This is a genomic window from Stenotrophomonas maltophilia group sp. P373 (assembly GCF_053295075.1).
Genome location: NZ_CM129994.1, coordinates 1,192,920 through 1,210,519, shown reverse-complemented (window position 1 = coordinate 1,210,519; position 17,600 = coordinate 1,192,920). Strand labels below are relative to the sequence as shown.

Genomic DNA, 17,600 nt, shown 5'->3' with positions numbered 1-17,600 from the left:
GTAACGCATACCGCTACCCGGCAAGTAGGGGTCAACCCTGGCGGAACCCCCCGGCCACGACCCAAGTCTTTGTACTTGAAAGATTTTTCTTATACCAGCTGGAGTTCGAAGGCCTTCAATACGGCACGCGTACGGTCGCGCACACCCAGCTTGGAAAGGATGTTGGACACGTGGTTCTTGATGGTGCCCTCGGCGACGCCCAGCGAATTGGCGATCTCCTTGTTGGAGAAGCCACTGGCCATCAGCCGCAGGATCTCGGTCTCGCGGTCGGTCAGCGGGTCCGGGCGGTCCAGGCTGACGAATTCATTGCGCATGTGCTCCAGGCCGGACAGCAGGCGCTGGGTTACCGCCGGCTGCACCAGCGATCCCCCGTCGGCCACGGTGCGGATGGCACCGACCAGCTGTGCCAGGGTGACGTCCTTGAGCAGGTAGCCCTTGGCACCGGCCTTGAGCCCGGCCAGCACCAGCTGATCGTCGTCGAAGGTAGTGAGGATGATGGTCGGCGGCAGCTGTTCCTGCCTCGACAGCACCTGCAGGGCCTCCAGCCCCGACATCACCGGCATGCGCATGTCCATCAGCACCACGTCGGGGCGTACCTGGGGGATCAGCTCGACCGCCTGCCGGCCGTCGCCGGCCTCGGCCACCACCTCGATGCCGTCGTCGAGCGCCAGCAGGGAGCGGATTCCCTGCCGCACCAGGGTTTGGTCGTCGACCAGGCAGACGCGAATCATCAACGCACTCCTTCAGGAACCTTGGTAAGGGCCGCCACCAGCACCGTTGCCGGCACCGTCGCCCGCAGCCGGAAACCCTCACCGGGGCGGGTTTCGATCTGCAGCTGGCCACCACATTGTTGCAGGCGCTCGCGCATGCCGCGCAAGCCATTGCCCACATTGACCATATCCGCGCCGACACCGTCGTCGCGGGCCTCGACCACCACCCGATCGGGGGCTTCACGGTACACCTTGATCCACAGGTGGCGGGCACTGGCATGGCGCACCGCGTTGGTGATGATCTCCTGGGTGCAGCGCAGCAGTACGTGGGCCCGCTGCGGGTCCTCCACGTTCAGCGGATCCTCGATCTCCAGCTGGATGTCCAGCGAGGGCACGTTCTCGGTCAGCGGGCGCAGGGCCGCGGCCAGATCGATCGCGCCGGTCTCGCGCAGCTGGCTCACGACCTCGCGCACGTTGCCCAGCAACAGCTTGGCCAGCGCGTGCGAGCGCTTCACGTGATCCAGGGCCTGGCCCTCGGCCAGGTGCCCGGCGACCTCCAGGTTCAGGGTCAGCGCGGTCAGCTGGTGGCCCAGCAGGTCATGCAGTTCGCGCGAAATGCGGGTGCGCTCGTTGACCCGCGCGCTCTCGGCCAGCAGGGCGCGGGTGGCGCGCAGCTCTGAATTGAGCCGGCGCTGCTCGTCGCGGGCCTCGGTCTGCTGACGCGCAACCAGGCTGGTCACGAAGATGAACATGGAGAAGCCGCCGTAAAGCAGCGACTGCATCACCGCTTCGAACAGCGGGAAGCGCAGCAGCATGTAGTAGACCGGAGCCACGGCCAGCTGGCTGACCAGCAGCCACAGCACCCCCAGCCGTACCGACAGCATCCACGGAATGACCCCGGCGGCCACCATCATCAGGATGCTGCCCAGGCCCGACCCGCTGAGGAAGCTGACCCCCAGCGCCGAGACCGTCAGCAACAGCAGCAGGCTGCGGTCCAGCCAGCTGGTGTGGCTGTCGCTGCGCAGGATGCGGGTCAGCCAGTAGTAGGCCGTGCCGAAGGACAGGTAGGCAACGAACAGCAGGATCGCCCAGCCGCCCATGTCAGCGCGGCTGTGCAGGTTCTCGAACTGCGAGTACGCCAGCGGCAGGCCGACCATGACCCAGGTGAACAGGCCGGCCAGGCGGAGGACGCGGGTATGGCTGAGGACTCCCAACATGCCAGCACTCTACGGGCCCGGCCTGCGTCGCGCACTCCCACGGAAGTCATGCCCCTGCAGTCGCCTGTTCATGCCGCAGCCCACCCCGGGCATGCAATAATCGTGCGCAGGGTCCCTTGATGGACCAACCGCGTTACCCCACGGAGTCACAATGTCGATTGTCATCCGCGACGTGCGCGAGCACGAGCTCGATTCCGTCCTGGCTTTGAACAACAATGCTGGCCTGGCCATCCTTCCCCTGGATGCGGCCCGCCTGCGCCTGTTCTATGAAACCGCTGAATACTTCCGCGTCGCCGAGCGCGACGGCAACCTGGCCGGCTTCCTGATCGGCTTTGGCAGCGACAGCCAGCACGACAGCAGCAATTTCGCCTGGTTCAAGCAGCAGCTGGACACCCCGTTCTTCTATATCGACCGCATCGTGGTCGCCAGCCGCCGTCGTGGCGGCGGCGTCGGCCGTGCGTTCTATGCCGACGCGCAGAGCTTCGCCGAACTGCGCTACCCGCAGATGACCTGCGAAGTCTTCCTCGACCATGGCGCCGATGCCGCCCTGCTCTTCCACGGCAGCTTCGGCTTCCGCGAGCTGGGCCAGAACACGATGCCGCAGGTCGATGTGCGCGCCAGCATGCTGGCCAAGGAACTGTGCAGCTACCCCTGGGTCAAGGAGACCTACGGCGGCAAGCTGCCGGATGTGGCATGGACACGCGCACGGCAGCTGCCGGCGCAGGCACAGCGGCCGACGGGGACCTGAGCGTGGCGGTGAATTTCGATTACGAACAGGCCGGTGAACTGAAGATCGGCCAGGTGGGCATCGCCAACCTGCGCATCCGTACCCTTCATGTCGAACGCCTCGTGCAGGAAATGCGCGAGCGCGTGACCCGCGCCCCGAAGCTGTTCGGCCGCGCCGCGGTGATCGTCGACTTCGGCGGCCTGAGCCAGGTGCCGGATGTGGCCACCGCGCAGGCGCTGGTCGATGGCCTGCGCAGCGCCGGCGTGCTGCCGGTGGCGCTTGCCTATGGCACCAGCGCGATCGACCTGCTCTCGCAGCAGCTCGGCCTGCCGCTGCTGGCCAAGTTCCGAGCGCAGTACGAGCGTGCCGAGGCCGAACCGGCCCCGCCGCCGCCTGCACCGGAGCCGCGCCGCGCAGCCCGTGCCGAACCGAAGCCGGACCCGGCAACGCCGGTGGCCAAGGTGGCCGACGCGGCTGCACCAAAGCCGGGCCGCATGCAGCTGGGCAACGTGCGTTCGGGCCAGCAGCTGTACGCGGAGAACTGCGACCTGACCGTGATGGCCACCGTCGGCGCCGGCGCCGAGGTCATTGCCGATGGCAGCATCCACATCTACGGCACCCTGCGCGGCCGCGCGCTGGCAGGGGCCCAGGGCAACACTGCGGCACGCATTTTCTGCCGTGATTTCCATGCGGAACTGGTCGCCATTGCCGGCCATTACAAGGTACTGGACGATGTCCCGGACAACCTGCGCGGCAAGGCCGTGCAGGTCTGGCTGGAACAGGACCAGATCAAGATCGCTGCGCTGGACTGACGCAGCCCCCAAACAGAATCATCAGGAGAAGTCCTTTGGCTGAAATCATCGTAGTCACCTCCGGCAAGGGCGGCGTCGGCAAGACCACTTCCAGCGCGAGCCTGGCCTGCGGCCTGGCTCGGCGCGGCAAGAAGGTGGCGGTGATCGACTTCGACGTCGGCCTGCGCAACCTCGACCTGATCATGGGCTGCGAACGCCGCGTGGTGTATGACTTCGTCAACGTCGTGCACGGCGAAGCCACCCTCAAGCAGGCCCTGATCAAGGACAAGCGCTTTGACAACCTGTACGTGCTGGCCGCCTCGCAGACCCGCGACAAGGACGCACTGACCCAGGAAGGCGTGGGCAAGGTCCTGAAGGACCTGGCCGCCGACGGTTTCGACTACATCATCTGCGACTCCCCGGCCGGCATCGAGAAGGGTGCCTTCCTGGCGATGTATTTCGCCGATCGTGCGGTGGTGGTGGTGAACCCGGAAGTGTCGTCGGTGCGCGACTCCGACCGCATCATCGGCCTGCTCGACTCGAAGACCCACAAGGCCGAGTCCGGCCAGGACGTGCCGGCCTTCCTGTTGCTGACCCGCTACACCCCGCTGCGCGTGGAAAGCGGCGAGATGCTGAGCATCGCCGACGTCGAGGAAGTGCTCGGCCTGAAGGCGATCGGCGTGATTCCGGAATCGGGCGACGTGCTCAACGCCTCCAACAAGGGCGAGCCGGTCATCCTGGATGTCGAATCCGCTGCCGGCCAGGCCTATGAAGACGCCGTCGCGCGCATCCTCGGCGAAGAACGCCCGATGCGCTTTACCAACGTCGAGAAGAAGGGCTTCTTCAGCAAGCTGTTCGGAGGGTAAGCATGGGCCTGTTTGATTTCCTCAAAGCGAAGAAGACCACCGCCGAAACCGCCAAGAACCGCCTGCAGATCATCATCGCGCAGGAACGCAGCCACCGTGGTGGCCCGGACTACCTGCCGCTGCTGCAGCGCGAGCTGCTGGAAGTGATCAAGAAGTACGTGAACATCGACGTCGATGCGGTGAAGGTCGACCTGGTAAAGGATGGCCAGCACGACGTGCTGGACATTTCCGTGGCGCTGCCCGAAGGTCCGGACAAGCCCTGATCCCCTGCCCCGCCCGTGCCTGCATGGGCGGGGCTGTCTGACCCGCATGACCGATACGACAACCGCCGTGGACATCACCTGCGTGGGCGACATCGCCTTCGCCGACGCGCAGCGCCTGCTCGCCGCGCATGGCCTTCGGCTGCACCACGTGGCGCCCGGCGAACCGATTCCCGGCAGTTACTGGGGCGAGCCAGAGGCCGGCATCATCGCCAGCAACGTGTACGTACGCGATGACACGCCCGTGCACTCGATGCTGCATGAGGCCTGCCACCTGATCGTACTGCCGCCGGAACGGCGTGCGCAGGTGCACACCGATGCCACCGACTCGGTGGCCGAGGAAGACGCGACCTGCTACCTGCAGATCGTGCTGGCCGGGCAGCTGCCCGGTGTCGGCAGCCAGCGGCTGATGGCCGACATGGATGCGTGGGGATATACGTATCGGCTGGGATCTACCCAGGCGTGGTTTGAACAGGACGCCGAAGACGCGAAGGCGTGGTTGATCGAACGCGGCTTGCCGGTGGCGTGATTCACCGGGAACCGGGGTCAGATCCTTTTTGCGTCGCAAAAGGGATCTGACCCCATCACCGTATCAGCCCTGCCCGGCCAGCGCGCGCAGGGTGATGCCGACGATGTAGGCCAGGTACGTGCCGGTGGCATAGCCCATCGTCCCCAGCAGCACGCCGACCGGCGCCAGGGCCGGATGGAACGCCGCGGCCACCACCGGCGCCGAGGCTGGGCCACCGATGTTCGACTGCGAACCGATGGCGAAATAGAAGAACGGTACCTTCAGCAGCTTGCCCAGGCACCACAGCAGCACGATGTGCACGCTGATCCAGATGATGCCCAGCAGGAACAGCCACGGGCGGTCCAGCAGCGCCAGCAGATCCATCTGCATGCCGATGCAGGCGATCAGGAAGTACAGCAGCAGCGAGCCCAAGCGCGATGCGCCCGCGCCTTCCAGGTTGCGCGCACGGGTGAAACTCAGGCTGAGGCCGAGCGTGGTCGACAGCACCACCACCCACACGAACGGCGCGTCCAGGCTGAACTGCGCAGCCCAGCTGACATTCGCCTTGAACCACGCCGCCAGCGGTGCGCCAATGGCGTGAGCCAGGCCGACACCGCCGAAGGCCACCGCCACGATCAGCATCAGGTCGGTCAGGCTGGGAATGCGTTCGTGTTCGGCCTGGAAGCGCGCGATGCGCTCCTTCAGCTCATCGATGGCCGAGGTATCGGCGCCACTGCGCGCGTCGATCTTCGCCGCGCGCCCGGCCAGGAAGATCAGCGCGGCCATCCATACGTAGCCGACCCCGACGTCGACCACCGCGAACTGTCCGAAGGTGGTCGCATTGACGTCGAACACTTCACGCATCGCCAGCATGTTGGCGCCGCCGCCGATCCAGCTGCCCGCCAGCGCGGCCATGCCGGCCCAGGTGTCTCCGGCCACGGTTTCCGGATGCACGGCACGCATCAGCAGGAACGCCACCACCGCACCGAGCATGATGCTGGCCGAGGCACCCAGGTACATCAGCACCAGCTTCGGGCCAAGCCGCAGGATGCCCTTGATGTCGACCGCAAGGGTCAGCAGGATCAGCGCCGCCGGCAGCAGGATGTCGCGCGCGATCGGGTTGTAGAGCCGGGTGTTCTGCCCGTCGATCAGGCCCACAGTGTTGTAGATGCCGGGAATCAGGTAACACAGCAGCAGTGCCGGCACGAAGGTGTAGACGCGCTTCCACAGGCCCTGCTCTCGCGAGGCGGTCCAGAACACGGCGCCAAGGGTGGCGGCAATCAAACCGAAGACGACGATGTCGTTCTGGATCAGGGCAGTCGAAGGCATGCAGGCGCTCTGGTAGAGCCGGCCGCTGGCCGGCTGCTGTTGGCGGCAGATCCGGAAGGTGCACCGACCAACGGTCGGCACCCACCGGTAAAGCAGAGGGTGAAACAGAAGCGCCGCCCCGGAGGGCGGCGCTGCAATCATCAATTGCCGATGTGCTGCTTCAGCCAGGCATTGACGGTGTCATGCCACAGGATGCTGTTGTTCGGCTTCAGCACCCAGTGGTTTTCATCCGGGAAGTACAGGAACTTCGATTCGATGCCCTGGCGCTGGGCGGCGGTGAACGCGGCCAGGCCCTGCTCGACCGGAATGCGGAAGTCCTGCTGGCCGTGGATGACCAGGATCGGCTTCTTCCAGTCCGCCACGTGGTTGACCGGGTTGAACTTCTCGTAGTTGGCGGCCTTCTGGTACGGCGTGCCGCCCTGCTCCCACTCGGTGAACCACAGTTCTTCGGTGGCGTAGCCCATCATGCGCTGGTCGAACACGCCGTCGTGGTTGACCAGGCACTTGAACGGGCCGTTCCAGTTGCCGGCGATCCAGTTGACCATGAAGCCGCCGTAGCTAGCGCCCAGCGCGCAGGCCTTGTCACCGTTGAGGAAGGAATACTTCTTCAGTGCCGCATCCCAGCCCTTCTGCAGGTCTTCCAGCGGGCGGTCGCCCCAGTGCTGGCTGATCGCATCGGTGAATGCCTGGCCATAGCCGGTGGAGCCGTGGAAGTCGATCATCACCACCGCGTAGCCCTGGCCCGCGTAGGTCTGCGGGTTCCAGCGGTAGCTCCAGCCATTGCCGAAGCTGCCCTGCGGGCCGCCGTGGATCAGGAACGCCACCGGGTAGGACTTGCCTTCCTGGTAGTTGTGCGGCTTGACCACGTAGCCGTGCACGGTGTCGTTGTTCCAGCCCTTGAACTCGAACTGCTCGTAGTCGCCGAAGGACACGTCCTTCAGCACCTCGCCTGCGGCCGGGGTCAGCGCGCGCAGTTCGCCGATGGCTTCGCCCGCGGCCGGCAGCAGGCCGACCAGCACCTGGTCGTTGCTCTTCAGGCTGTTGCGGGTGATCGCCACGCTGTTGCCGGCCACGTCGACCGCGGTAACGCCGCCGTCGCCGATCAGCTTGGTGGCCTTGCCGCTGGCCACGTCGATCTGGAACAGCGGGTGTTCGCCGAGGTCGTCGGCGGTGGTGTAGATGCTGGCGCCGTCGGCGGACAGGGTGATGCCACCGGCCGAACGATCCCACTGCGGGGCAATCTCGCGGGTCTTGCCGCTGGCAACGTCCATCGCCATCAGGCCGAAGCGGTCGGCCTCGAAGCCCGGGCGCTTCATCGCGCGGTAGAACAGCGTCTTGCCGTCGGCACTGAACACCGGGCCGGCATCCCAGGCTGGGTTGGAGGCGGTCAGGTTGACCGGCGCCTGCTTGCCCGCGGCGTCGAAGCGGTACAGGTCGAAGTTGGTCGACCACGGCTCCTGCTTGCCGGCCACGCGGATGCTGGCCACCACGCTGGCGCCGTCCGGCGACCAAACGAAGTCGTCATTGCCGCCGAACGGCTTGGACGGCGCATCACCATCGATGGTCGCGCTCAGCGCCGAAGCGCCCTTGACTGCACCGGCCTTGGCTGCCGGCAGCGGAGCGACGAACAGGGTGTTGCGGCGACCGTCGTTCCAGGTGTCCCAATGGCGCACGAACAGCGAATCCCACACCTGGCCGCTGGCCTTGGCGTCCTTCTTTTCCTTCAGCTTCTTCTCGGTGCAGGCCAGGTCCGAGGCGCACGCCTGGAACACGCCGGCGCTGAACAACACGCGGTCGTCCTGCGGCGACACACGGTAGCTGTCCACGTCGACCGGGAAGTCGGTCAGCTGGCGCGGGGTGCCGCCGCTGATCGGCTGCGCGTACAGCTGCTGGCTGCCGTTCCTGGCACTGAGGAAATACACGGTCTGGCCATCGGCCGACAGCGAAGCGGAATTGACGTTCCAGCCGGCCGGGGTGATCTGCTTCGGCGGCGCTGCGTCGCGGGTGCGCAGGTTGCGCGCGTACAGCGCGGTGGAGGCCTTGAGATTGGCATCCACGCTGCGCTTGGCGAACACCACGGTGCCGCCGTCAGCGGTCAATACCGGCGCGGAGACGCGGTCCATGGCCACCATGTCGCGGACTTCCAGGCCACGGGCAGCGGCGACGCTGGGCAGGGCGGCCAGCAGGCTCAGTGGCAGCAGGGCATGACGCAGTTTCATCGGGGTCTCCGCAGGACGGCAAAAAACCGATGGTAGGCCCGCATGGCCGGGGCTGCCAAGGCCATCGGTCATGGCTGCAGGCGGGCAATCGCCAGAAACAGCAAACCCCGCCGAAGCGGGGTTTGTGGGGACGCCGGGGTCGGATCCGATTCCGGCGGAATCGGCTCTGACCCCAGACGCCGTCAGCGCGGGGTCGGAGCCCTTCCCTGCGGGAAGGCGTCCGACCCCATTGCTTACGCCTTGGCGTACTTGCCGGTGCGGTAGATCAGCCAGCCGACCAGGAACAGCACGGCCAGGCCGATCCACTGTGCGCCCGGCAGGTGGAACGGCACCGCCAGCACGTCGGCACGGCTGCTGACCACGATCGGAATCGCGATGGCGATGCCCATCAGCGCCTCACCGGTGATCAGGCCGGCGGCAAACAGCACGCCCGGCTTGTGCACGCGGTCGCGGCCTTCTTCGTCATCGGCGCGCACCTTGTGGAAGCGCTCGACCAGGTGGGCGATCAGGCCGCCGAGGAAGATCGGCACCATCAGTTCCAGCGGCAGGTAGATGCCGATGGCGGCAGCCAGCACCGGCACGCGGAAGCGCGCGTTGCGCGCCTTCAGCCAGCTGTCGAAGGCGATGATGGCAGCGCCGACCACAGCACCGATGCCGATGAAGGTCCACGGCAGTTCACCACCGAACAGGCCCTTGGCCACCGAGGCCATCAGGTTGGCCTGCGGCGCAGCCAGCGCGTTCGGGTGCAGCTCGGACTTCACGCCGATGCCGTAGGCAGTGGCCAGCAGGTTCAGTACCGGGGCCATGATCAGTGCGCACGAGAACGCACCGATGCCCAGCATCAGCTGCTGCTTCCACGGGGTGGCACCGACGATGTAACCGGCCTTGAGGTCCTGCAGGTTGTCACCACCGACCGCAGCGGCACAGCACACCACCGCGCCAATCATGATCGCGGCCACCGCGCCCAGCGGCGCCCCGCCGGCACCGACCGGCTTGAGGCCGTCAGCGCCCAGCAGCACGACCAGCACGGCCGAGGCGAACAGGATGGTGGAGATGGTGATGCCCGAGACCGGATTGTTGGACGAACCGATCAGGCCGGCCAGGTAGGCCGAGACCGAGACGAACAGGAAGCCGGCGACGATCATGATGAGGGTCATCGGGATCGACACGTGCCACTGGCCGACGATGGCCTGATACAGGGCCAGCAGCGGCAGCACGAACGCCACCAGGGCGACCAGCATCCACTTCATCGGCAGGTCGCGCTCGGTATGCGCCAGCACCGGGCCACCACTCTTGCGGGCCGCGGCGAAACCGCTCTTGACGCCGTTGAGCAGCGACTTGCGCAGCGAGATCAGGGTCCAGATGCCACCGATCAGCATCGCACCAACGCCCAGGTAGCGCATCTTCGCGCCCCAGATGGCGAACGCGGCCTCGGTGGAGGAAGCCGCAGCAACCGACGCGGCCAATGCCGGATCGGTGTTCATGAAGAACGCCTGGTAGATCGGAATGGCGATGTGCCAGGTCAGGATCGAGCCCGACACCACCACGATGCCGACGTTGAGGCCGACGATGTAGCCCACGCCCAGCAGTGCAGGCGACAGGTTGGTGCCGATGAAGGCGGTGACCTTGGAGCTGCCGACATAGGCCGAGGTGGCCCAGGCGTCCGGGATCAAGCGCATGCCGCTTTCCGCAGCCAGCTTGACGAAGGCGCCGATCACCGCCGACAGGCCGAGGATCTTCAGGCCCGGACCCGGGTTCTCACCGGCCTTGAGCACTTCCGCCGCCGCCTTGCCTTCCGGGAACGGCAGCGGGTCTTCAACGATCATCGAACGGCGCAGCGGCACCGAGAACAGCACGCCCAGCAGGCCGCCCAGGCCGGCGATGCCCAGCACCCACCAGTACTTGAAGTCCGGCCAGTAGCCCATGATCACCAGCGCGGGGATGGTGAAGATCACACCGGCGGCGATCGACGAGCCGGCCGAGGCGCCGGTCTGCACGATGTTGTTCTCGAGGATGGAACCACCGCCCAGCAGGCGCAGCACGCCCATGGAAATCACCGCGGCGGGAATGGCGGTGGCGATGGTCAGGCCTGCGAACAGACCGAGGTAGGCGTTTGCGGCCGACAGCACCACCGCCAGCACGATGGCCAGGGCCACTGCGCGGAAGGTGAGCTGCTTGGGCGCAGCGTCGTGGTTCATGGAAGCCCCTGCTGGCAAAAAATCCCTGCCACGCTAGCGTTCAGGGGGCGGCAAGTCCAGTGCGGTTGGTACCGGCTGGCAAGCCCTCGCCCAGCACTGCGCCCCAGCAGGCCCTTGGCCCCTTCAGATGTGTCGTGTTTGACCAAGTTGTGCACAGTGCACCGGTTTGTCGGAGCGGGGGTCCCTTGACCCCAATCCCCCGACGCCCCCGGCCCACCGGGCGATGCGTGCCAGGCGATGGGGTTTGCGGCTCAGCGCCTGCTTGAGTCGATTCCCGGAATCCAACACCGTGCACTGCCACCAACACATCGTCGGCAAGGAGACCGCATGGCAGACGCACCATTGATCACGATGATGCGAGCCTTCCTCGTTGCAGCGGGCGCGATGCTGTGCCTGCTGCTGGGTATAGGCAACGTCAACGCCTACAGCGGGTTTGGCACCGCGGTGATCGAGGATCGGGAAGGAATACCTTGTTTCGGCCTGCCTCCGCGGGCACTGGAATGGGTCCGATCGCCCCGTATCCTGCAAGCGGTGGTGGTCTATCACCACGACACGGTGAAGGCATGGTCGTTCATGTACGACCTGACTCCCGCAGAGCCTTTGGCGCCGGGCCAGTGCATCGTCTACGGTGATCTGCCAGCCTCGGCCACGCTGCGCACCTCTCCACAGCCATTGATTCCTGCAACCTTGTATGAGGTCTACCTCAACGCTCCCACCAATGGCCCAATCAGGGGCTACACGGCGAAGTTCTGCCTGAAAGCTGCGCCTGACGGATCGACTCGGGTGATCCCCGTCCGCCACGACGCACAGAAGGGCTGGAGCGCGGACGCCTGCCAATCCTGAACGGCCGCACCGCATAACGTTATGTTATATCCTGTCACGCCAACCAAACCTCGTACGTGCCCTCTTCCCCCTCTCCCCGCCAGGCCTCCATCGACCAGCTGCGCGGCACCGTGATGCTGCTGATGCTGCTGGACCACGTGCGCGAGACCTTCTTCCTGCAGCACCAGGTGAGCGACCCGATGGACGCAGCCACGGTCTCCCCTGCGCTGTTCGCCTGCCGTCTGCTGGCCCACCTGTGCGCACCCGTGTTCGTCCTGTTGACCGGCCTGTCGGCCTGGCTGTACGGCCAGCGCCAGCCGGATCCGCGCCGGGCCACAGCCGCCTTCCTGCTCAAGCGCGGGTTGTTCCTGGTGGTGCTGGAACTGACCCTGGTGAACTTCGCCTGGACCTTCCAGCTGCCGCCGCACACGCTGTACCTGCAGGTGATCTGGGCCATCGGGCTGAGCATGATCGCGCTGGCCGGCCTGCTGTGGCTGCCACGCCCGGCCCTGCTGATGCTGGCAATCGCGGTGGTGGCCGGGCACAACCTGTTCGACGGCCTTCGGGTGCAAGGCAATGGCCTGCTGGCGGTGCTGTGGAAAGTACTGCACCAGCGCGACTGGATCGAGGCTGGCACGCTGCGCCTGCGCACCTCCTATCCGGTACTGCCGTGGATCGGGGTGATTGCGCTGGGTTATCTGATGGGGCCCTGGTTTGGCCGCGCGCGCGCGCCGGAGCAGCGCCAGCGCTGGCTGCTGTGGGCAGGCGTCAGCGCGCTGGCCCTGTTCGCATTGCTGCGGTTGGCCAACCAGTACGGGGATGCACCGTGGCAGTACCAGGCCACCACGCTGCGTACCTGGCTGAGCATCTTCAACGTCACCAAGTACCCGCCGTCCTTGCAGTTCCTGCTGCTGACCCTGGGCGTGGGAGTGTTGCTGCTGCGGCTGTACGAATGGCCGCCGCTGGCGCGGGCACTGCAGCCGCTGGCCGATATCGGCGCTGCGCCGATGTTCTTCTACCTGCTGCACCTGTACTTACTGAAGGGGCTGTACCTGGCCGCGTTGGCGGCCTGGGGGCCGACCCATGGCGAGCTGTATGCCCTGGATTCGGTCAGCGGCCTGCTGCTGGTGGCCTGTGCGCTGGCGGTGGTGCTGTACCCGCCGACGCGGGCCTTCGCGCGGTTCAAAGCGCGAAGGCGCGATCTGCCGTGGTTGCGATACCTGTGATCGCCCAGGCCAGTCCGGCAATCCACGCATGGCGTGGATCTACTGAAAGCGGATCAGGTCACAGGCCTATAATTCCGCGATGAATTCCACCGCTATCGCTTCCGACGACTTCCTGGGCCATCCCAAGGGCGTCTACGTCTGCTTCTTCACCGAAATGTGGGAGCGCTTCTCCTTCTACGGCATGAAGGCGCTGCTGCTGCTGTACCTGACCAAGTACCACCTGTTCGGCGACAAGGCCGGCCTGGACCTGCTCGGCGCCTACGGCGGCCTGGTGTACTGCATCCCGGTGTTCGGCGGCATGCTGGCCGACCGCTGGCTGGGCATGCGCCGGGCGGTGCTGTTCGGCGGCATCCTGCTGGTGCTGGGCCACCTCGGCATGGCCTTCGAGGGCCACGCCGCTTACCGGGTAAACGGCGAAGTGGTGCGCGACACCTCCGCACTCGCAGTGACCTACCTGTCGCTGGCGCTGATCATCATGGGTGTCGGCTTCCTGAAGCCGAACATCTCCACCATCGTCGGCAAGCTGTACGCCAAGGACGACCCGCGCCGCGATTCGGGCTTCTCGCTGTTCTACGCCGGCATCAACCTCGGCGCGCTGTTCTCCTCGCTGGTGTGCGGCTTCCTCGGCGAGGCCTATGGCTGGAAGTACGGTTTCGGTGCAGCCGGCATCGGCATGCTGGCCGGCCTGGCGATGTTCCTGTGGGGCCAGAAGTACCTGCAGGGCCACGCCGAACCGCCGCAGCCGGCGGCGCTGAAGCAGAAGGTGATGGGCCTGCCGCGCGAATGGCTCATCTACCTGTGCGCGGTGCTTGGTGTGCTGCCGGTGGCGTGGCTGATGTGGGCCGCCGGCAACGGCGCGTTCGCGCTGGGCGGAGAAATCAGCCTGGCGCTGATGCTGATGCTGGTGGTGCTGGGCGGCGTGCTGGTCTGGTTCGCCTGGTTCACCGGCACGAAATGCACGCCGGTGCAGCGCCAGCAGATGATCGCGCTGATGGTGCTGATCTTCATGGCACTGGTGTTCTTCACGATGTACGAGCAGTCCTACGGCTCGTGGGTGACCTTCACCGACCGCCTGCTGACCAAGGACATCGTGCCCTCGCTGGTGATCACCGGCGGCACGCCGCTGCCGTGGTCCATCCTCTCGCTGCTGCTGGCACCGCTGGGCTTCGTGGTCAGCGCGCGCCTGTCGGAACGGCGCCCGGGTTCGGCCGCACCGCGCGCGTTCTTCGCCGCCATTGTCGTGCTGATGCTGGTGCTGCTGGTGCGCGACTGCCTGGTGATCCCGCAGACCGCAGGTTCGCTCACCTACCTCGGCGGCCTGTTCCTGGTGCTGCTGGCGCCGGCCTTCGCCGCGCTGTGGACGTGGATGGACCGCCGCGGCTGGGAGCCGGGCAAGCCGGTGAAGTCGGCCTGGGGCCTGGTGATTGGCGCACTGTCGTTCGTACCGCTGGCACTGGCGGCGCAGCAGGTGGGCGCCACTGGCGAGATGGCCAGCGTGTGGTGGCTGGTGCTGGCCTACTTCCTGCTGGCCAGCGGCGAGATGTGCCTGTCGCCGGTCGGCCTGTCGGCAGTGACCCAGCTGGCCGTGCCGCGGGTGATGAGCCTGATGATGGGCACCTGGTTCCTGGCCACCGCATTCTCGGAGACGCTGGCCGCGCTGTTCGGCAAGCTGGCCGCGATCGAGGTGCCGGAAGGCGAATCGCTGGACATGGTGGCCGCAGCCGGCGCCTATGCGCACCTGTTCTGGCTGCTGATGTGGATCGGCCTGGGTTGCGCACTGGCGGCCTTCATCGCCGCACCGCTGCTGAAGAAGATGATGCACGGGGTGAAGTAAACCCCGCGCTTGCGGAAAACCAGGGCGGCGGAACGTTCATCCGCCGCCCTGTCAGCTCAGGGCGCCTTGTCCTTGCCGGTCGCAGGCGCGGCCGTCGCGGTCTTGCCACCCAGGCTGCGCGCCAGGAAGGCCAGCAACTTGTCGTAGTACTCGCTGCGATGGGCCTCGGTGTAGAAGCCGTGGCCTTCGGTCTTGTAGTACAGGCTTTCCACCGGCGTGCCGGCGCGCTTGAGCGCGGCTTCCATGCGCTCGGTGTGCTGGATCGGCGCGCGCTTGTCTTCGCCACCGGCGGCCAGGAACACCGGCACCTTGATCCGTTCGGCCATGTTCACCGGCGACACCGCACCCAGCTTGGCCGGATCCCCCAGCCATTCGCGCAGATAGGTCACGCCTGAACCCCGGTCCTGGATGTCGCCGCGGGTGTACATCATCGGCAGGTCGTAGACCCCGACATAGCCCGCCGCGCACTGATACAACCCGGGTTCGCGGGCGGCACCCATCATCGCCGAGTAGGCCCCGTAGCTGGCGCCGTAGATACAGATGCGACGGCCGTCGGCGATGCCTTCGCTGATTGCCCAGCGGGTGGCATCGGTGACATCGTCCTGCATTGCCGCGCCCCACTGCTGCGCACCGGCCTGGGTGTGGGCCCGGCCGTAGTTGCCCGAACCACGGAAGTTGACCTGCAGTACGGCATAACCGGCCGCGGCCAGCATCTGCGTTTCGCGGTCGTACTGGCCGGAATCGAAGATGTCGAACGGGCCGCCGTGCGGCATCACCACCATCGGCAGGTTGCGCCCGTCGCTGCCGGCCGGCAGGGTCAGGAAGCCATGCAGTGGCAGCCCGTCGCGCGCCTTCAGTGCAATCGGCTTCACGCTGGCGCTACGGTCCACGTCGATCCAGTCGCTGCGGCTGATCAGGTGATCGGCCTTGCGCGCCACCGTGTCGTACACATAGAAATCGCCTGGATTCGAGCCCGACCAGGTTTCCACCAGCACGACACGGCCATCGCGGGTGCTGGAGGTGATGTAGACGGGCCCTCCGAAGGCGGCCTCCAGGCTGCGGTACAGGCGCGCATCGGCCGAGCCTTCATCGAAGAAGCGCGTGCGCGGTTTGTCACCCAGGTACAGCGCGCCTACCGGCACATGGGTGCCGGGCCGGTGGATGATGCGGTACGGATTGACCACCTCGTCGCGTAGAAGCGTCGCGCGTTCGCCGGTCTGCGGGTTCCAGCTGACGATCGCATCCGGGCCCTGGGCCTGCTCGACGTTGAGGTAGGCCAGGCTGTCATCGGCCGAGAAGCCGAGGGCGGTTTCGATGCGCTTGCTGACCGCCTCATCATTGATCAGCTTCCAGCTGTCGCCACTGCGTTCGCGGAAATACAGCTTGTTGATGTTGTCGCTGCCCGAGCCGTGCACGAAGCGGACCTCGCCGGCGCCGTCGGTGGTGAACTCACCGCGCCGTACCGGCGAAGACGCCACCCGCGAGCGACGACCGGTGGTCACATCCATGCGATCGACGCGGGTGAACGGATCCTCGGCCAGCGGCCATACGGTCACCAGCACGTTGCGCTCGTCACCCGGCAGGTCGTCGGCCAGGAAGGCGGCCACGGCTTCGACTTTCTTCGGCTGGATGCGGGTCCCCGGGCCCTTGCTTTCGACGCGATAGCCGACCAGCAGCTCGCCACGGTTGCCATTGGCGTCGATGGCATAGAGTTCGCCGGTGGGATTGGGCTGGTCGAGCGAGCCCCACTTCTGGGCCAGGCCGATCAACAGGCGCTCGTTGCTGACCCAGTCGAATTCCTGCGCATGATTGCGGCTGGGCGGCCAGAAACTGCCGACCACCTCCTTGTCCTTCAACCGCAGGATCGCGATCGCGGTACTGTCCTCCCTCGGAACCGTTGCCGCTACGTACTCGCCCCCCGGCGAGATCTTGATATCGGTGAAGGTCTCCCGGCGCAGGTACTGCGTCAGGTCCACCGCCCCCGCGCTGCCTGCGGCAACGCCCCCGATGACGGCCAGTGCGGCCGCCAGAATGGTCTTGTGCATCCTTCCCCTGCTCCTGTGGACACCTTGTCCTGGTGGCCGATTCTAGGCAGCGCCGAGCGTTTGACGCCAGAGCCGGAAAAGACGACGGCACCGTTGCCGGTGCCGTCGTTGCCACTACCTTGGAGAGAGAGTCAGGACGTGGGTTCGGGGGACGTGCGCCGGGTCAGTGGACCCCGCGCACCGCCAACATGAGGGCCAGGATGCTGAGGATCACGGCGATGGTGCCGTCGAGCACGCGCCAGGTGCTGGGCTTGGTGAACAGCGGCGCCAGCAGGCGGGCGCCGAGGCCCTGCGCGGTCAGCCACAGGCAGCTGGCGGTGACCACGCCGGCAGCGAAGGCCATGCGGGCGTTGCCGAAGTTCTCGGCGATGGAGCCGATCACCATCATGTCCAGCCAGAAGTGCGGGTTGATCAGCGAGAAGCCGACCGCGGCCATCAGCACCGCGCGGCGGCTGCCGTCATCGCTGTCGGCCTCGCCCATGCCACCACCCCCGGCGATCGCACGGCGTGCCGACTTCATCGCATACCAGGCCAGGAACGCGACACCGGTCCACAGCACGGCGGTCGTCAGCCACGGCAGCGCCGAGGTGAGCGTGCGCAGGCCGGCCACGCTGGCGAAGATGAAGATGGCATCGATGGCCGCGCAGGTGGCGACCACCGGCACGATGTGCTTGCGCAGGATGCCCTGGCGCAGAATGAAGGCGCTCTGGGCGCCGACCACCGCGAACAGGCCGATGCCGGTGGCTGCACCAGAGAACCAGGCACCGAGGCCGGTGCTGGCGGAGATGACCGAGAACATGGGATTCACTGCCTTGTATTGCTTGGGGGGACGGTGCCTCGCGAAGGCG

15 protein-coding genes are annotated in these 17,600 nt (G+C 66.5%); 8 read left to right on the top strand and 7 right to left on the bottom strand.

Annotated features, from left to right (window positions below; translation table 11 throughout):
- Nucleotides 1–89 precede the first annotated feature (89 nt).
- The gene (locus ACSYHF_RS05605) at nt 90–731 is read right to left on the bottom strand and encodes a response regulator (protein ID WP_006424175.1); all 642 of its coding nucleotides are present in this window, start codon (nt 729–731) and stop codon (nt 90–92) included.
- The gene (locus tag ACSYHF_RS05600; RefSeq protein ID WP_053497662.1) at nt 731–1,927 is read right to left on the bottom strand and encodes a sensor histidine kinase; all 1,197 of its coding nucleotides are present in this window, start codon (nt 1,925–1,927) and stop codon (nt 731–733) included. Before ACSYHF_RS05600 ends, ACSYHF_RS05605 begins: the two co-directional genes overlap by 1 nt.
- Before the next feature lie 151 nt (nt 1,928–2,078).
- Here ACSYHF_RS05600 and ACSYHF_RS05595 point away from each other — a divergent pair, with 151 nt between their 5' ends.
- The 5 genes from ACSYHF_RS05595 to ACSYHF_RS05575 are packed head-to-tail and all read left to right on the top strand — an operon-like array spanning nt 2,079 to nt 5,100.
- Nucleotides 2,079–2,675: a GNAT family N-acetyltransferase gene (locus ACSYHF_RS05595; RefSeq protein WP_005415684.1), complete on the top strand. Its 597-nt coding sequence runs from the start codon at nt 2,079–2,081 to the stop codon at nt 2,673–2,675.
- Nucleotides 2,621–3,466 carry a septum site-determining protein MinC gene (gene minC / locus ACSYHF_RS05590; RefSeq protein WP_447576156.1) on the top strand — a complete coding sequence of 282 codons (846 nt, stop codon included), beginning with the start codon at nt 2,621–2,623 and terminating at the stop codon, nt 3,464–3,466. The genes ACSYHF_RS05595 and minC overlap by 55 nt, the downstream gene beginning before the upstream one ends.
- 35 nt (nt 3,467–3,501) lie before the next feature.
- Nucleotides 3,502–4,311, top strand: a complete 810-nt coding sequence (gene minD, locus ACSYHF_RS05585; RefSeq protein ID WP_005415682.1) for a septum site-determining protein MinD — start codon at nt 3,502–3,504, stop codon at nt 4,309–4,311.
- A 2-nt stretch (nt 4,312–4,313) separates the two neighbouring features.
- On the top strand, nt 4,314–4,574 hold the full coding sequence (gene minE, locus ACSYHF_RS05580) for a cell division topological specificity factor MinE (RefSeq protein WP_005408532.1): 261 nt from the start codon (nt 4,314–4,316) through the stop codon (nt 4,572–4,574).
- A 46-nt stretch (nt 4,575–4,620) separates the two neighbouring features.
- Nucleotides 4,621–5,100 carry a hypothetical protein gene (locus tag ACSYHF_RS05575; RefSeq protein WP_005415681.1) on the top strand — a complete coding sequence of 160 codons (480 nt, stop codon included), beginning with the start codon at nt 4,621–4,623 and terminating at the stop codon, nt 5,098–5,100.
- Between the two features lie 63 nt (nt 5,101–5,163).
- On the opposite strand, the gene ACSYHF_RS05570 is transcribed toward ACSYHF_RS05575, so the two are convergent.
- The 3 genes from ACSYHF_RS05570 to ACSYHF_RS05560 form a co-directional block, all read right to left on the bottom strand.
- Nucleotides 5,164–6,408: a DUF819 family protein gene (locus ACSYHF_RS05570; RefSeq protein WP_005415680.1), complete on the bottom strand. Its 1,245-nt coding sequence runs from the start codon at nt 6,406–6,408 to the stop codon at nt 5,164–5,166.
- A gap of 140 nt (nt 6,409–6,548) precedes the next feature.
- Nucleotides 6,549–8,627, bottom strand: coding sequence for a prolyl oligopeptidase family serine peptidase (locus ACSYHF_RS05565; RefSeq protein WP_447576155.1), 2,079 nt, complete (start codon nt 8,625–8,627; stop codon nt 6,549–6,551).
- 233 nt (nt 8,628–8,860) lie between these two features.
- The gene (locus tag ACSYHF_RS05560; protein WP_005415678.1) at nt 8,861–10,825 is read right to left on the bottom strand and encodes an OPT family oligopeptide transporter; all 1,965 of its coding nucleotides are present in this window, start codon (nt 10,823–10,825) and stop codon (nt 8,861–8,863) included.
- A 327-nt stretch (nt 10,826–11,152) separates the two neighbouring features.
- Here ACSYHF_RS05560 and ACSYHF_RS05555 point away from each other — a divergent pair, with 327 nt between their 5' ends.
- From ACSYHF_RS05555 to ACSYHF_RS05545, 3 genes are all read left to right on the top strand, one after another.
- Nucleotides 11,153–11,668 carry a hypothetical protein gene (locus ACSYHF_RS05555; RefSeq protein ID WP_447576154.1) on the top strand — a complete coding sequence of 172 codons (516 nt, stop codon included), beginning with the start codon at nt 11,153–11,155 and terminating at the stop codon, nt 11,666–11,668.
- 56 nt (nt 11,669–11,724) lie between these two features.
- Entirely contained in the window at nt 11,725–12,873 is a 1,149-nt protein-coding gene (locus ACSYHF_RS05550; protein WP_447576153.1) for a DUF1624 domain-containing protein, read from the top strand.
- A 79-nt stretch (nt 12,874–12,952) separates the two neighbouring features.
- The gene (locus tag ACSYHF_RS05545) at nt 12,953–14,707 is read left to right on the top strand and encodes a peptide MFS transporter (protein WP_065185996.1); all 1,755 of its coding nucleotides are present in this window, start codon (nt 12,953–12,955) and stop codon (nt 14,705–14,707) included.
- Nucleotides 14,708–14,763: 56 nt separating this feature from the next.
- Here the strand turns inward: ACSYHF_RS05545 and ACSYHF_RS05540 are convergent, their stop codons facing one another.
- Complete coding sequence (locus ACSYHF_RS05540; protein WP_338167531.1) at nt 14,764–16,752, bottom strand: alpha/beta hydrolase family protein; 1,989 nt, start codon at nt 16,750–16,752, stop codon at nt 14,764–14,766.
- Between the two features lie 163 nt (nt 16,753–16,915).
- On the bottom strand, nt 16,916–17,551 hold the full coding sequence (locus ACSYHF_RS05535; protein ID WP_005415673.1) for a LysE/ArgO family amino acid transporter: 636 nt from the start codon (nt 17,549–17,551) through the stop codon (nt 16,916–16,918).
- Nucleotides 17,552–17,600: the final 49 nt, after the last annotated feature.

Coding starts and splice junctions, on each gene's coding strand:
- ACSYHF_RS05595 (WP_005415684.1), top strand. CDS start 2,079: ATGTCGATTGTCATCCGCGACGTGCGCGAGCACGAGCTCGATTCCGTC.
- ACSYHF_RS05605 (WP_006424175.1), bottom strand. CDS start 731: ATGATTCGCGTCTGCCTGGTCGACGACCAAACCCTGGTGCGGCAGGGA.
- ACSYHF_RS05545 (WP_065185996.1), top strand. CDS start 12,953: ATGAATTCCACCGCTATCGCTTCCGACGACTTCCTGGGCCATCCCAAG.
- ACSYHF_RS05555 (WP_447576154.1), top strand. CDS start 11,153: ATGGCAGACGCACCATTGATCACGATGATGCGAGCCTTCCTCGTTGCA.
- ACSYHF_RS05540 (WP_338167531.1), bottom strand. CDS start 16,752: ATGCACAAGACCATTCTGGCGGCCGCACTGGCCGTCATCGGGGGCGTT.
- minC (WP_447576156.1), top strand. CDS start 2,621: ATGGACACGCGCACGGCAGCTGCCGGCGCAGGCACAGCGGCCGACGGG.
- ACSYHF_RS05565 (WP_447576155.1), bottom strand. CDS start 8,627: ATGAAACTGCGTCATGCCCTGCTGCCACTGAGCCTGCTGGCCGCCCTG.
- ACSYHF_RS05575 (WP_005415681.1), top strand. CDS start 4,621: ATGACCGATACGACAACCGCCGTGGACATCACCTGCGTGGGCGACATC.
- ACSYHF_RS05570 (WP_005415680.1), bottom strand. CDS start 6,408: ATGCCTTCGACTGCCCTGATCCAGAACGACATCGTCGTCTTCGGTTTG.
- ACSYHF_RS05535 (WP_005415673.1), bottom strand. CDS start 17,551: ATGTTCTCGGTCATCTCCGCCAGCACCGGCCTCGGTGCCTGGTTCTCT.
- ACSYHF_RS05560 (WP_005415678.1), bottom strand. CDS start 10,825: ATGAACCACGACGCTGCGCCCAAGCAGCTCACCTTCCGCGCAGTGGCC.
- ACSYHF_RS05600 (WP_053497662.1), bottom strand. CDS start 1,927: ATGTTGGGAGTCCTCAGCCATACCCGCGTCCTCCGCCTGGCCGGCCTG.
- minE (WP_005408532.1), top strand. CDS start 4,314: ATGGGCCTGTTTGATTTCCTCAAAGCGAAGAAGACCACCGCCGAAACC.